General features: G+C 63.5%; 11 protein-coding genes and 2 pseudogenes. All 13 read left to right on the top strand.

All coding sequences use genetic code 11. From position 1 onward, the window contains the following. The first annotated feature begins 14 nt into the window (after positions 1-14). Positions 15-875: an NAD(P)H-hydrate dehydratase gene (locus tag HU736_RS14980; RefSeq protein WP_225913052.1), complete on the top strand. Its 861-nt coding sequence runs from the start codon at positions 15-17 to the stop codon at positions 873-875. Then, a complete protein-coding gene (gene tsaE / locus HU736_RS14975; RefSeq protein ID WP_101315901.1) occupies positions 863-1,336 on the top strand; it encodes a tRNA (adenosine(37)-N6)-threonylcarbamoyltransferase complex ATPase subunit type 1 TsaE in 474 nt (157 codons plus the stop codon). The genes HU736_RS14980 and tsaE overlap by 13 nt, the downstream gene beginning before the upstream one ends. Beyond that, positions 1,337-2,782, top strand: coding sequence for an N-acetylmuramoyl-L-alanine amidase (locus HU736_RS14970; RefSeq protein ID WP_181003766.1), 1,446 nt, complete (start codon positions 1,337-1,339; stop codon positions 2,780-2,782). Then, on the top strand, positions 2,779-4,662 hold the full coding sequence (gene mutL, locus HU736_RS14965; protein WP_186700654.1) for a DNA mismatch repair endonuclease MutL: 1,884 nt from the start codon (positions 2,779-2,781) through the stop codon (positions 4,660-4,662). The genes HU736_RS14970 and mutL overlap by 4 nt, the downstream gene beginning before the upstream one ends. A gap of 1 nt (position 4,663) precedes the next feature. Further along, complete coding sequence (miaA, locus tag HU736_RS14960) at positions 4,664-5,635, top strand: tRNA (adenosine(37)-N6)-dimethylallyltransferase MiaA (protein ID WP_186700652.1); 972 nt, start codon at positions 4,664-4,666, stop codon at positions 5,633-5,635. A 93-nt stretch (positions 5,636-5,728) separates the two neighbouring features. Further along, a complete protein-coding gene (hfq, locus tag HU736_RS14955) occupies positions 5,729-5,989 on the top strand; it encodes an RNA chaperone Hfq (RefSeq protein WP_060480687.1) in 261 nt (86 codons plus the stop codon). A gap of 13 nt (positions 5,990-6,002) precedes the next feature. After that, positions 6,003-7,304, top strand: a complete 1,302-nt coding sequence (gene hflX, locus HU736_RS14950; RefSeq protein ID WP_101315909.1) for a ribosome rescue GTPase HflX — start codon at positions 6,003-6,005, stop codon at positions 7,302-7,304. 96 nt (positions 7,305-7,400) lie between these two features. Beyond that, positions 7,401-8,591 (top strand): FtsH protease activity modulator HflK, encoded by a 1,191-nt coding sequence (hflK, locus tag HU736_RS14945; RefSeq protein WP_186700650.1) that lies wholly within the window; start codon positions 7,401-7,403, stop codon positions 8,589-8,591. Further along, positions 8,591-9,460: a protease modulator HflC gene (gene hflC, locus HU736_RS14940; protein WP_103435852.1), complete on the top strand. Its 870-nt coding sequence runs from the start codon at positions 8,591-8,593 to the stop codon at positions 9,458-9,460. The genes hflK and hflC overlap by 1 nt, the downstream gene beginning before the upstream one ends. A gap of 267 nt (positions 9,461-9,727) precedes the next feature. After that, the gene (locus HU736_RS14935; RefSeq protein ID WP_101315915.1) at positions 9,728-10,915 is read left to right on the top strand and encodes an ATP phosphoribosyltransferase regulatory subunit; all 1,188 of its coding nucleotides are present in this window, start codon (positions 9,728-9,730) and stop codon (positions 10,913-10,915) included. A gap of 62 nt (positions 10,916-10,977) precedes the next feature. Continuing rightward, entirely contained in the window at positions 10,978-12,270 is a 1,293-nt protein-coding gene (locus HU736_RS14930; protein ID WP_103435853.1) for an adenylosuccinate synthase, read from the top strand. Between the two features lie 518 nt (positions 12,271-12,788). Next, positions 12,789-13,481 (top strand): annotated as a pseudogene (locus tag HU736_RS22245) (methyl-accepting chemotaxis protein); the annotation flags it as partial. A gap of 390 nt (positions 13,482-13,871) precedes the next feature. Continuing rightward, a pseudogene (locus HU736_RS22240) lies at positions 13,872-14,387 on the top strand (methyl-accepting chemotaxis protein); the annotation flags it as partial. Positions 14,388-14,431 lie beyond the last annotated feature (44 nt).

The raw sequence follows: 14,431 nt of genomic DNA, 5'->3' as shown, positions 1-14,431 counted from the left end.
GAGCCTTTGACCCCATGCCCCAGACCAAACACCCCGACAACGCGGTAAAAACCCTCAGCCGAGGCAACCTCGCCCGGCTGCCGGCACGCCGTGCAGACGCGCACAAGACCGACTTCGGCCATGTGCTGGTGGTCGGTGGCGACCTTGGCACCGGCGGCGCCGCGCTGCTCAGTGGCGAGGCCGCGCTGCGCTGTGGTGCTGGCCTGGTCAGCATCGCCACGCGCCCTGAGCATGTTTCAGCGGCGCTGACCCGGCTGCCCGAGGCCATGTGCCTGGGCGTGTCATCGGCCAATCAGCTGATCGAGGTGCTGGCCCGCGCTTGCGTGCTGGTAGTCGGCCCCGGGCTTGGCCAGGCCGCATGGGGGCGCAGCCTGCTGTCGGCTGTGGCCAACAGCGATGTGCCGCAAGTATGGGATGCCGATGCGTTGAACATGCTCGCCAGCAGCCCGTTGGCCGTGCCCGGCGCGAGCATCCTCACCCCGCACCCAGGGGAGGCGGCGCGCTTGTTGGGGATTTCCACCGAGGCGGTGCAGGCTGACCGTGCGGGCGCTGCGCGCAAGCTGGCGCGCAGGTACGCCAGCATCTGCGTGCTTAAAGGCGCGGGTACTCTGGTGGCTGATCCGGACGGGCAGCTGGCCCTGTGCCAGCGAGGCCACCCGGCGATGGCCGGTGCAGGGCTGGGCGATGTGCTCACTGGTGTGCTTGGCGCATTGCTGGCACAGGGGCTGGATGGCTGGTCGGCGGCATGCCTGGGCGTGTGGCTGCATGCCTGCGCTGGCGAGCGCCTGGGCGTGAAGGGCAGGGGCCTGGCAGCCAGTGATCTGCTGCCGGTCATTCGTGAATTATTGGAGGAGCATTCAGCGTGTCAGGTGTAACCCTGTTTCTGCCCGACGAAGAAGCCACTGTGGCCTTCGGCGCGCGACTGGCCGAAGTGACCGGCGGTCATGGCGTGATATTTCTCGAGGGTGACCTCGGCGCCGGCAAGACCACCCTGTCGCGTGGCCTGATCCGTGGCCTGGGCCATACCGGGCCGGTCAAGAGCCCGACCTTTACCGTGGTCGAACCCTACGAAATCGGCGATGTGCGGGCGTTTCACTTCGACCTGTACCGGCTGGTCGATCCGGAAGAGCTGGAGTACCTGGGCATTCGCGATTACTTCGAAGGCGACGCCCTGTGCCTGTTCGAATGGCCCGATAAAGGTGCGGGCGTTTTGCCAAAGCCCGACCTGACCATTACCATAAGCCCGCAAGCGGGCGGACGCTCGCTTAACCTGTTGCCGCAGGGCGCTCGTGGCCAAGCCTGGTGCACCGCGCTGGCCAACAAAATTCAACAGTAAATGGGGTTAGGTATGCGCATACGCGCACTGGTCGCCGTAGTCGGTCTGCTGCTCAGCGCAGTGACTGTCAACGCTCTGGCCGCCACACAAGTAAAAAGCATGCGTCTGTGGCGCGCGCCGGACAACACACGACTGGTCTTCGACCTCTCCGGGCCCGTGCAGCACAGCGTGTTTACGCTTAGCGCACCGGATCGGCTGGTTATCGATATCAATGGTGCCACTCTCGGCGCGCCGCTCAACGTGGCCACCTCCAACACCCCGATCAGCAGTGTCCGCTCGGCGCAACGCACGCCGACCGACCTGCGCGTGGTCATCGACCTGAAAAAGGCCGTCACCCCGAAAAGCTTCATTCTGGCCCCCAACGCCCAGTACGGTAACCGCTTGGTGGTCGACCTGTACGATCAGGAAGCCGACGCCATCGCGGCTACTACGCCGACGCCCCCGCCGACGCCGGTGCAGCCGCCGGCCACCACGCCGGCCATCCCGGTAACGCCGACCCAGCCGGCGATCAAGCTGCCGCCAGCACCAAGCGGCAAGCGCGATATCGTGGTTGCCATCGACGCCGGTCACGGCGGCGAAGACCCGGGCGCTTCCGGCTCGCGCGGTCAGCACGAAAAAACCATCGTGTTGCAGATCGCTCAAGAGTTGCAGCGCCAGATCAACAGCGAGAAAGGCTACCGCGCCGAGCTGACGCGTACCGGCGACTACTTCATCCCGCTGCGCAAACGCACCGAGATCGCCCGCAAAAAAGGTGCAGACCTGTTCGTTTCGATCCATGCCGACGCCGCGCCGTCGAAGGCCGCCTTTGGTGCTTCGGTGTTCGCCTTGTCTGACCGTGGTGCTACCTCGGAAACCGCGCGCTGGCTGGCCGACACGGAAAACCGCTCCGACTTGATCGGCGGTGCCGGTAACGTCAGCCTCGACGACAAGGACCGCATGCTCGCCGGGGTTCTGCTCGACCTGTCGATGACCGCTACGCTCAGCTCCAGTCTGGATGTCGGGCAAAAAGTGCTGGGCAACATGGGCCGCATCACCTCGCTGCACAAGCGCCGAGTCGAGCAAGCGGGCTTCATGGTGTTGAAATCGCCGGATATTCCGTCGATCCTGGTCGAAACCGGGTTTATCTCCAACGCCAACGAAGCCGCCAAGCTGGCTACCAAGAGCCACCAGCAGGCGCTGGCGCGCTCGATCCACACCGGCTTGCGCCAGTACTTCCAACAGAGCCCGCCGCCTGGCACTTACATCGCCTGGCTGCGTGACGCCGGCAAGATTGCCCAAGGCCCGCGTGACCATACCGTGCGTCCGGGTGAAACCCTGGCGATGATCGCCGTGCGTTACCAGGTCAGCGTGGCTGCCCTGCGCAGCAGCAACAGCCTGAAAACCGATGAGCTGAAGGTCGGCCAGCATCTGGATATTCCGGGTACCACCCTGGCGTCGCAGCAATGACCGGTGGTTCGCGGATCGAGCTGCTCAGCCCGCGGCTGGCCAACCAGATTGCCGCCGGCGAAGTAGTCGAGCGACCTGCGTCGGTAGCCAAGGAGCTGCTGGAAAACAGCCTCGACTCCGGTGCCCGGCGCATCGATGTCGAGGTCGAGCTGGGTGGCACCAAGCTGCTGCGTGTGCGTGACGACGGCAGCGGCATCTCCCCGGATGACCTGCCGCTGGCCCTGGCCCGGCACGCCACCAGCAAGATTCGCGAGCTGGAAGACCTTGAAGGCGTACTCAGCCTGGGCTTTCGCGGTGAAGCACTGGCGTCGATCAGTTCGGTTGCACGGCTGACCCTGACCTCGCGCACCGCCGATGCCAGCGAAGCCTGGCAGGTCGAGACCGAAGGCCGCGACATGACCCCGCGGGTACAGCCTGCGGCGCACCCGGTCGGCACCTCGGTAGAAGTGCGCGACCTGTTCTTCAATACCCCGGCCCGGCGCAAGTTCCTCAAAGCCGAGAAAACCGAATTCGATCACCTGCAGGAAGTCATCCGTCGCCTGGCACTGGCACGCTTCGATGTCGGCTTCCACCTGCGTCACAACGGCAAGAGCATCCTCAGCCTGCACGAGGCCGCCGATGATGTGTCGCGGGCGCGCCGAGTCGGCGCCATCTGTGGCCCGGGCTTTCTTGAACAGGCGCTGCCGATCGACGTTGAGCGCAACGGCCTGCGCCTGTGGGGCTGGGTCGGCTTGCCGACCTTCTCGCGCAGCCAGGCTGACCTGCAGTACTTCTTCGTCAACGGCCGGGCGGTGCGCGACAAGCTGGTGGCCCATGCAGTACGCCAGGCGTATCGCGACGTGCTGTTCAACGGCCGCCATCCGACCTTCGTGTTGTTCCTTGAGCTGGAGCCTAACGGCGTCGACGTCAACGTGCACCCGACCAAGCACGAAGTACGCTTCCGTGAGGGGCGTACGGTTCACGATTTTCTCTACGGCACCCTGCATCGCGCGCTGGCCGATGTGCGCCCGGAAGGTCAGGTGGCCGCGCCTGCCGCAGCCGCCGAGCTGGTGCGTGCTGGTGGCCAGCTGGCTGGCGAGTTCGGCCCTCAGGGCGAGATGCGCCTGGCCACGCCTGTGCTCGAACAGCAGCAGCCTGCTCCAGCCGGCTCCGGCGCTGGTGCGGGTTACCAGTACCAGTACACGCCGCGCCCCTCGCAGCCACTGCCGGTGGCCGAAGCGCAGGCCGCTTACCGCGAATTCTATGCGCCGCTGAGCAGCGCCGCGCCGGTCGCGCTGCCCGACGGCCAGGGCGATATACCGCCGCTGGGCTACGCCATGGCGCAGCTCAAGGGCATCTACATCCTTGCCGAAAACGCCCAAGGCCTGGTGCTGGTCGACATGCATGCCGCCCACGAGCGGATCATGTACGAGCGCCTCAAGGTGGCCATGGCCAGCGAAGGCCTCAGTGGCCAGCCGCTGCTGGTGCCGGAAACTCTGGCGATGAGCCAGCGTGAAGCCGATTGCGCCGAAGAGCATGCACAGTGGTTCCAGCGCCTCGGCTTCGAGCTGCAGCGGCTAGGCCCGGAGACGGTCGCGATTCGCCAGATCCCGGCGTTGCTGAAACAGGCCGAAGCCAATCGGCTGGTGCAGGACGTGCTTGCTGACCTGATGGAATACGGCACCAGCGACCGCATCCAGGCGCACCTCAACGAGTTGCTCGGGACCATGGCCTGCCACGGCGCCGTGCGCGCCAATCGGCGCCTGGCCATCCCCGAGATGAACGCCTTGCTTCGCGACATGGAAAACACCGAGCGCAGCGGCCAGTGCAACCACGGCCGACCGACCTGGACCCAGATGGGCCTGGACGATCTGGACAAACTCTTCCTGCGCGGTCGGTGACATGAGCAGCAAACCTCCAGCTATCTTCCTCATGGGCCCGACTGCGGCGGGCAAGACCGATCTCGCCATCGAGTTGAGCAAAGTGCTGCCCTGCGAGCTGGTCAGCGTCGATTCGGCGCTGGTCTATCGCGGCATGGACATTGGCACTGCCAAACCGTCGAAAGACATCCTGGCGGCGTACCCGCACCGCTTGATCGATATCATCGACCCCGCCGAAAGCTACTCCGCAGCGCAGTTTCGCAGCGATGCCCTGGCGGCCATGGCCGAGATCACCGCACGCGGCAAGGTCCCGCTGCTGGTCGGCGGCACCATGCTCTACTACAAGGCTTTGCTTGAAGGCCTGGCCGACATGCCAGCGGCTGACCCGGCCGTGCGCGCCGAGCTGGAAGCCCAGGCCAGCGCACTGGGCCTGGGCGAATTGCACCGGCAGCTGGCCGAGGTCGATCCGGTGTCGGCGGCGCGCATCCACCCCAACGACCCGCAGCGCTTGATTCGTGCGCTGGAGGTGTATCGGGTGAGTGGTGAGAGCATGACTGCCCACCGCCAGCGCCAATCAGCCGAAAGTAGCGGCGCAGACGCAGGCGCGGCCGGCCATTTGCCCTATACTGTGGCCAGTCTGGCGATCGCTCCTGCAGATCGTCACATTCTGCATGAGCGAATTGCGTTACGATTTTCACAGATGCTGGAACAGGGCTTCATCGATGAGGTCCGAGAGCTGCGAGCCAGAAGTGACTTGCACGCCGGGCTGCCGTCTATACGGGCAGTGGGCTATCGGCAGGTCTGGGATTTCCTAGACGGCAAGCTAGATGAGAATGAGATGCGAGAACGCGGTATCATTGCGACTCGCCAGCTGGCCAAGCGGCAGTTCACCTGGTTGCGCGGTTGGTCCGACGTGCACTGGCTGGACAGCCTGGCCTGCGACAATCTGTCCCGCACCTTGAAATACCTTGGGGCCATCTCCATATTGAGCTGAGTCCCTGCTAATTGCCGTCTACTCTTGCGAGTGGGCGGCGTAATCATAGAATTTTCTCGTTTTTTATTATTTATCCTTACAGGAGTGCGGCATATGTCAAAAGGGCATTCGCTACAAGACCCTTACTTGAACACCTTGAGAAAAGAAAAGGTCCCGGTTTCGATCTATCTGGTCAACGGGATCAAGCTGCAGGGCTCGATCGAATCTTTCGACCAGTTTGTAGTTCTACTGAAAAACACCGTCAGCCAAATGGTCTACAAACACGCCATTTCGACTGTCGTACCTGCACGTCCGGTTCGTCTGCCAAGCCCGTCCGATTCCGAGAACGGTGACAGCGAGCCAGGCAACGCCTGATTAGGAGCCTGCATTGTTCTTTGAGCGCCACGGTGGTGGTGAACGAGCGTTGCTCGTTCACTTGGAAGGTCAGAACCCTGAGGCGCGCGAAGACCCGCAGGAGTTCCAGGAGCTGGCCCTGTCGGCCGGTGCTGAAATCGTCTTGCTGTCTACGGTGACACGGCATCAGCCCAGTGCCAAATTCCTGATTGGCAGTGGCAAGGTCGAGGAGTTACGCGATCTGGTCAGTGCCGAGCATGTCGATCTGGTGATTTTCAATCACACCCTCACGCCCAGTCAGGAGCGTAACCTCGAACGTGTGTTCGAGTGTCGCGTGCTTGACCGTACCGGGCTGATCCTCGATATCTTCGCCCAACGGGCGCGTACCCATGAAGGCAAGCTGCAGGTCGAACTGGCCCAGCTTGAGCACATGAGCACGCGGCTGGTGCGCGGCTGGACTCACCTTGAGCGGCAAAAAGGTGGTATCGGCCTGCGCGGTCCGGGGGAGACCCAGCTTGAAACCGACCGGCGCCTGTTGCGGGTCCGCCTGCGGCAGATCAAGGCGCGCCTGGAAAAGGTCCGCAGCCAGCGTGAGCAAGCGCGGCGCGGGCGCAGACGTGCGGACATCCCGTCGGTGTCGCTGGTGGGTTATACCAACGCCGGCAAGTCGACGCTGTTCAACGCCCTGACCCAATCCGACGTGTACGCGGCCGACCAGCTGTTCGCCACCCTCGACCCGACCCTGCGCCGTCTGCAACTCGACGACCTGGGGCCGATCGTGCTCGCCGATACCGTGGGCTTCATTCGCCATCTGCCGCACAAGCTGGTCGAGGCATTTCGGGCTACGCTCGAAGAGTCGAGCAACTCCGACCTGCTACTGCACGTGATCGACGCCCATGAGCCAGAGCGCATGGAGCAGATCGAGCAGGTGCTGGCGGTATTGGGCGAGATCGGCGCAGAAGGCTTGCCGATCCTCGAGGTCTATAACAAACTCGACCTGCTTGAAGATGTCGAGCCACAGATCCAGCGCGATGCCGATGGCAAGCCGGAACGGGTCTGGGTGTCGGCACGTGATGGACGTGGCCTGGAGCTGGTTGGCCAGGCGATTGCCGAGTTGCTGGGGGATGATCTGTTTGTCGCCACCCTGCGCCTTGATCAGCGTTTCGCTCGCTTGCGCGCGCAGCTGTTCGAACTGGGCGCGGTGCAGAGCGAGGAACATGATGAAGAGGGCAGCAGCCTGCTCAGCGTGCGCCTGCCGATGATCGAGCTTAATCGCCTGGTCAGCCGTGCCGGCATCGAGCCGCAGACGTTTATCGCGCAACACACTTTGCAATAAATGCCCGTCGAGGTCGCCGGGCAGCCGTGACAGGCATTCTGTAGCATTGGACGGCGCGCCGTGGGCGCGTCTTTGCTTTATCAGATGGAGAGCGCTATGGCTTGGAATGAGCCGGGTGGCAACTCGAAAGACCAGGATCCCTGGGGCGGTCGCCGTGGCGGCGGCGGCAGTGGTGGCGGTGGCGACAAAAAAGGCCCACCTGATCTCGACGAGGCCTTCCGCAAGCTGCAGGACAGCCTGAACGGCATGTTCGGTGGCGGCAAGAAACGCGGCGGTGGTGACCGCAATATCGGCAAGGGTGGCGGCTACGGCCTGCTGGGCATAGGCCTGGCGGTGTTGGCTGCGATCTGGCTGTACAGTGCCGTGTACGTGGTCGACGAGCAGGAGCAGGCGGTTGTGCTGCGCTTCGGCAAGTACTACGAGACCGTGGGTCCAGGCCTGAATATCTATTTCCCGCCGATCGATCGCAAGTACATGGAAAACGTGACGCGTGAGCGTGCGTACACCAAGCAGGGGCAGATGCTCACTGAAGACGAGAACATCGTCGAAGTGCCGCTGACCGTGCAGTACAAGATCACCAACCTGCAGGACTTCGTGCTCAACGTCGACCAGCCGGAAGTGAGCTTGCAGCATGCGACCGACAGTGCCCTGCGTCACGTGGTCGGCTCGACCTCGATGGACCAGGTGCTGACCGAAGGTCGTGAGCAGATGGCCGTGGATATCCGCGAGCGTCTGCAGCGTTTCCTCGACACTTACCGTACCGGTATCACCGTGACTCAGGTCAACGTACAGAGCGCGGCAGCCCCGCGTGAAGTGCAGGAAGCCTTCGACGACGTGATCCGTGCCCGTGAAGACGAGCAGCGTGCGCGCAACCAGGCCGAGTCCTACGCTAACGGCGTGGTGCCAGAGGCCCGTGGTCAGGCACAGCGCATCATCGAAGACGCCAACGGCTACCGCGATGAAGTGATTGCCCGCGCCAAGGGTGAAGCCGATCGCTTCACCAAGCTGGTCACCGAGTACCGCAAGGCGCCGGACGTAACCCGTCAGCGTCTGTACCTGGAGACCATGCAAGAGGTCTACAGCAATTCGAGCAAGGTCATGGTGGCAACCAAGGACGGGCAGAACAACCTGCTCTACCTGCCGCTGGACAAGATGGTCGAAGGCGGTCGCAACACGTCGGCGTCTGCCGGCAGCAGCGCGTCGCCGTCGGTCAACGACGCAGCTGTGCGCGCAGCGCAGGACCTGCAACAGCAACAACAGGCACTGCGTACTAGGGAGAGCCGCTGATGAGCAATAAATCGCTGATCGCCCTGATCGCCGCAGTCGTGCTGGCTGTCGTGGCCTGGAACAGCTTCTACATCGTGTCCCAGACCGAACGTGCGGTAATGCTGCAATTCGGTCGTGTGGTTCAGGCTGATGTTCAGCCCGGCCTGCATGTGAAGATCCCGTACGTCAACCAGGTGCGCAAGTTCGACGCGCGGCTGATGACCCTGGACGCACCGACGCAACGCTTCCTGACCCTGGAAAAGAAAGCGGTAATGGTCGACGCCTATGCCAAATGGCGGGTGAAAGACTCCGACCGTTTCTACACCGCAACCTCGGGCATGAAGCAGATCGCCGACGAGCGTCTGTCGCGACGTCTGGAAAGCGGCCTGCGTGACCAGTTTGGTAAACGCACCCTGCACGAGGTGGTATCCGGTGAGCGTGATGCACTGATGGCTGACATCACTGCATCGCTGAACCGCATGGCCAACAAGGAGCTGGGTATCGAAGTGGTCGACGTTCGCGTCAAGGCCATCGACCTGCCGAAGGAAGTCAACCGCAGCGTGTTCGATCGTATGAGCACCGAGCGTGAGCGTGAGGCCCGTGAGCATCGCGCCAAAGGTAACGAGCTGGCCGAGGGTATCCGTGCGGATGCCGACCGTCAGCGTCGAGTACTGCTGGCCGAAGCCTATCGTGAATCCGAGGAAACCCGCGGTGATGGTGACGCCCAGGCGGCCGCCATCTACGCTAAGGCCTACAACCAGGATGCGGATTTCTATTCGTTCCACCGTAGCCTGCAAGCGTACCGTGCGAGCTTCTCGAGCAAGAGCGACGTGCTGGTCCTGGATCCGAAGAACGAGTTCTTCCGGTACCTGGACAAGAGCCGGCCGTAAGCGACAAGGCCCCGCCTGGCAGGTAAAACTGCCGGCGGGGTGCATCCCGAAGGAAAAGGGGTGTATGATGAGTCAGCCGGGAAATTTCCCGGCTTTTTTGCGTCTGCAAGGTTGATTGGCTCGCATTGGGTCAGCCCGACGCTAGTAATTCGAGGGTGTTGGTACGGCGGTAGCGCTGGGATTAGTGCTGCCTGTTGTTGTGTGCCAATGCCTGTATTCACGGCTCGCCTATGGGTTGGCCGCTCGGACCAAAGGGGAAAAGGCGTAATGGCAACGGTAGACCGCTGGCTGCTGCCAGATGGCATCGAGGAAGTACTGCCACCTGAAGCTGCGCGCATTGAAGTCGCGCGGCGGCAGGTGTTGGACCTGTTCCAGAGTTGGGGTTACGAACTGGTCGTTACTCCGCATATCGAGTACCTGGAATCGCTGCTCACCGGTGCCAGCCAGGACCTCGACCTGCATACCTTCAAGGTGGTCGACCCGCAGTCCGGTCGACTGATGGGCTTCCGTGCCGACTTCACCCCGCAGGTAGCGCGCATCGACGCCCACACTCTGCGCCGTGAAGGTCCGAGCCGCCTGTGCTACGCCGGTAGCGTGCTGCATGCGCAGCCGCGCCAGCTGTCTACTTCGCGCAGCCCGATCCAGCTCGGCGCCGAGCTGTATGGCGATGCCAGCCCGACCAGCGATGTCGAAGTCATCAGCTTGATGCTGGCCATGCTGCGCCTGGCCGATGTGCCGGACGTGCACATGGATCTCGGCCACGTCGGTATCTACCGTGGTCTGGCGCGTGCTGCCGGGTTGTCCGGCGACGTCGAGCAGCAGCTGTTCGATGCGCTGCAGCGCAAGGCCCGCGATGAAGTGTACGCACTGACCGCTGACCTGCCGCAGGACCTGGGCGGCATGCTGCGTGCCCTGGTTGAGCTGTGCGGTGGCCGTGAAGTGCTGGCTCAGGCGCGTGTGCGTCTTGGCCGTGCCCCGGCCAGCGTCCTGGCTGCACTGGATGACCTGCTGGCGATCGCTGATCGGCTGGCAGCGCGCTTCCCGGAGCTGCCGCTGTACTTCGACCTCGGCGAGCTGCGCGGCTACAACTATCACACCGGTGTGGTGTTCGCGGTGTTCGTCCCTGGGGTCGGTCAGTCGATCGCTCAGGGCGGTCGCTACGATGACATCGGTGCCGACTTTGGCCGGGCGCGTCCGGCCACTGGTTTCTCCACGGATTTGAAGACCCTGGTCACACTGGGGCGAGCGGAGGTCGTATTGCCTTCTGGCGGCATCTGGATGCCCGACAGCGGCGACGCGGCCCTCTGGCAGATGGTCTGCCAGTTGCGCAACGAGGGCCAGCGAGTGGTCCAGGCATTGCCTGGCCAGCCGCTGAGTGCTGCCCTCGAGGCGGATTGTGATCGGCAATTGATTCAGCAAGAAGGGCGTTGGCAGATCCTGCCTCTGACCCATTGAGACAGCTCGCGCGGCCCGCATCAGGGCCGGCAACCAAGTTTGCGTGAATGAGGACAAGTGTTATGGGTAAGAATGTCGTCGTCCTGGGCACCCAATGGGGTGATGAGGGCAAAGGCAAGATCGTTGATCTGCTGACCGAACATGCTGCCGCCGTAGTGCGCTACCAGGGCGGTCACAACGCCGGCCACACGCTGGTGATCAACGGTGAAAAAACCGTGCTGCACCTGATCCCATCGGGCATCCTGCGCGAAGGCGTGCAGTGCCTGATCGGCAACGGTGTAGTGGTTGCACCGGACGCCTTGATGCGGGAAATCACCAAGCTCGAAGAAAAGGGTGTACCGGTCCGTGAGCGCCTGCGCATCAGCCCGGCTGCGCCGCTGATCCTGTCCTACCACGTAGCACTGGACCAGGCTCGCGAGAAGGCCCGTGGCGAAGCCAAGATCGGTACCACTGGTCGTGGTATCGGCCCGGCCTACGAAGACAAGGTCGCTCGTCGTGGCCTGCGCATCGGTGACCTGTTCCACCGTGAGCGCTTCGCTGCCAAGCTCGGTGAGCTGCTGGACTACCACAACTTCCAGCTGGTCAATTACTACAAAGAGCCGGCCATCGATTTCCAGCAGACCTTGGACGAGTGCATGGCCTACGCCGAGCAGCTCAAGCCGATGATGCTCGACGTCACCGCCGAGCTGCACAACCTGCGCCGCGCCGGCAAGGACATCATGTTCGAAGGCGCCCAGGGCTCGTTGCTGGACATCGACCACGGTACCTACCCGTACGTGACCAGTTCCAACACCACCGCCGGCGGCATCTCCACCGGTTCCGGCGTTGGCCCGATGTACCTGGATTACATCCTCGGCATCACCAAGGCGTACACCACCCGTGTCGGTTCCGGTCCGTTCCCGACCGAACTGTTCGATGACACTGGCGCAACCCTGGCCAAGCGTGGCCACGAGTTCGGCTCGACCACCGGCCGTGCCCGTCGTTGCGGCTGGTTCGATGCGGTCATCCTGCGTCGCGCCATCGACGTCAATAGCATTTCGGGCATCTGCCTGACCAAGCTGGACGTGCTCGACGGTCTTGAAACCATCAACATCTGTGTGGGTTACAAGAACGAGAATGGCGCAGTGCTCGAAGCGCCTTCCGACGCCGACAGCTACATCGGCCTGGAGCCGGTGTACGAAGAAATGCCAGGTTGGAGCGAGTCGACCCTGGGCGCCAAGACCCTCGAAGAGCTGCCAGAAGCGGCTCGCGCTTACATCAAGCGCATCGAGGAGCTGACCGGCGCGCCGATCGATATCATTTCGACCGGCCCGGATCGCAACGAGACCATCGTGCTGCGTCATCCGTTTGCCTGATTAGCCTGCCAGGCTGATCCAGCGCCGCGTTCCCGCAAGGGAGCGCGGCGTTTTTTTGCACACGTTGTATCGCCGGTGAATAAACTTGGCGTTTATGCCTGCTGCGACGGCACAACCCTTGCTGTAAGAATGCCCTTGTCGATGCCATCAAAATAGTGGCGCAAGAAACACGAGGGTTCACCGTGTCTGCCATTCTTTCATTGTTACGAAGCCGCCTGTTGCGGCCTGTGTTTGTTGCCTTGGGTATCGCCCTTTTGGTGCAGGTGCTGGTGGCCGTTGCGCTGACCCGGAGCACAGTGACGGCCCTTGAGGCTGATCTTGGCGAGCGTCTGGGCAGCGACAGTCGCAAACTTGCGGGTGAACTGGAATTAGCCGGGCAGGACGTCCGCGCCGGCCTTGAAAGCCTCTCCAGCAGCACTCGGCAGCGTTTGAGCAGCGGTTTGTCGACGCGCCTGCAAAGCGAACAGCAGCAATTGCGCGCCACCCTGGAGAAGAACCTCAAGGACTCGGCCAACGACATGGCCGAGTTGCTCGCCTCGGTTGCCCCGCGAGCGATCTGGGACAACGACGTGCCGGTGCTCTCCGACTTTGCCCGCCGTGCCCAGCGCAATCCCAATGTATTGTTCGTGATCTATGACGATGCTCAGGGCCAGCACCTGACGCGCTACCTCAACCGGCAAAACCCGATCAACCAGGCGCTGATGGACAAGGGCGAAGGTGAGCGGGCGCTGGACAAAGTGCTCAACGCTGCGCGCAAGGACCCTTCGGTGTACTTCGTCGAAGCACCGATCAGCCCCAACGGTGCCGAGATCGGCAAGGTGCTGATGGGCGTTTCCACCGCATCCGTCGAACAGGAATTGAAGGCCCTCGATGAACGCTTCGCGGCATTGATCGGCAGCAGCGAGCAGTTGGTCGGCGACAGCCTCGGGGCGGCCGCCGCAGACAGCGGCAAGGCTCTGCGTGCGCGTCTGGAAGCTGCGCAGAACAGCGCCACTGCGATGCAGGCCAACACCGCCGAAACCGTCCGCGATGCGGCCGCCGAGCTGCGCTGGCGGATTGGCCTGGGCCTGGTACTGGTGGGGCTTGGCGTACTGCTGGTAGTGGCAGTGGTACTCGGCCGGCGCGTGGTCAACAAGCTGCGCCTGCTGATCGCGGCACTCAATGACCTGGCCGCAGGCGACGGTGACCTGACCAAACGGGTCAGTCTCGACAGCCGTGATGAAATCGGCGACATGGCGGCAGCGGTCAACCGCTTTGTCGACAAGCTGCAGCCGATCGTCCGCGAGGCGGGTGAAGTCGCCCAGCGCACCGGCGTCGAAATCGGTGTCATGACCCAGCGCAGCGCCGGTGCCGACGCTGCCGCAGCCTTGCAGCGTGACGCAGTGGCGGCCAGCTTGCGCGACCTGTCCGGCATGGCCGACCAAGCCCAGGCCGAGAGCCATGCGATGCAGGCTGCCTTGCAGCAGGTGGTCGACATCCGCCAGGCCACTGACGAAAACAGCCGCACCTCGACCCAGCTTGCTGGCTTGATCGAAAACCTCGCGGGCCAGGTCGATGCCGGCTCGCAGGTGATCGAGCGGCTGGCCAAGCAGAGCGAGCAGATCGAAGTGGTGCTGACGGTGATCCACGGCATTGCCGAGCAAACCAACCTGCTCGCCCTCAACGCGGCAATCGAAGCCGCCCGCGCCGGTGAGACCGGTCGTGGCTTTGCGGTGGTGGCCGACGAGGTGCGGGCGCTGGCAAGCAAGACCCAGAGTTCGACCGGGGACATTCAGGCGCATATCGTTGCCCTGCAGCAAGGCGCCAAGCAGGCGGTGGCAACCATCAGCCAGGCTGGGCGCCAGGCCAGCGAAGGCTTGCTGGTGCTGCGTGATAGCGAGCGCCGCCAGCAGTCGGTGCAAGCGGCAGTCGAGCAGGTGCATGCAGCGATTGGCCTGGCGACCCGCGCTGCCGAGCAGCAGGCGCACGGTGCGCAAGCGGTGCGCGGCAGGGTCGAGACGATTCATGCCCAGGCCGAGCGCTCGGCCGAGGTGGTGATGCAGACGACCGCCAGCGGCAAGGTGCTGGATGATCTGGCGGCGCAGCTGCGCGCCAGCCTTGGCCAGTTCCGGGCGTGAGGGGGTTATAGGGGAGGGGCTGGGCTGCCTGCGCAGCCCATCCA

This window comes from Pseudomonas shirazensis (assembly GCF_014268785.2).
Taxonomy (GTDB): Bacteria; Pseudomonadota; Gammaproteobacteria; order Pseudomonadales; family Pseudomonadaceae; genus Aquipseudomonas; species Aquipseudomonas shirazensis.
The sequence above is the reverse complement of the archived record's forward strand: the minus strand, read 5'-3'. Positions and strand labels throughout refer to the sequence as shown.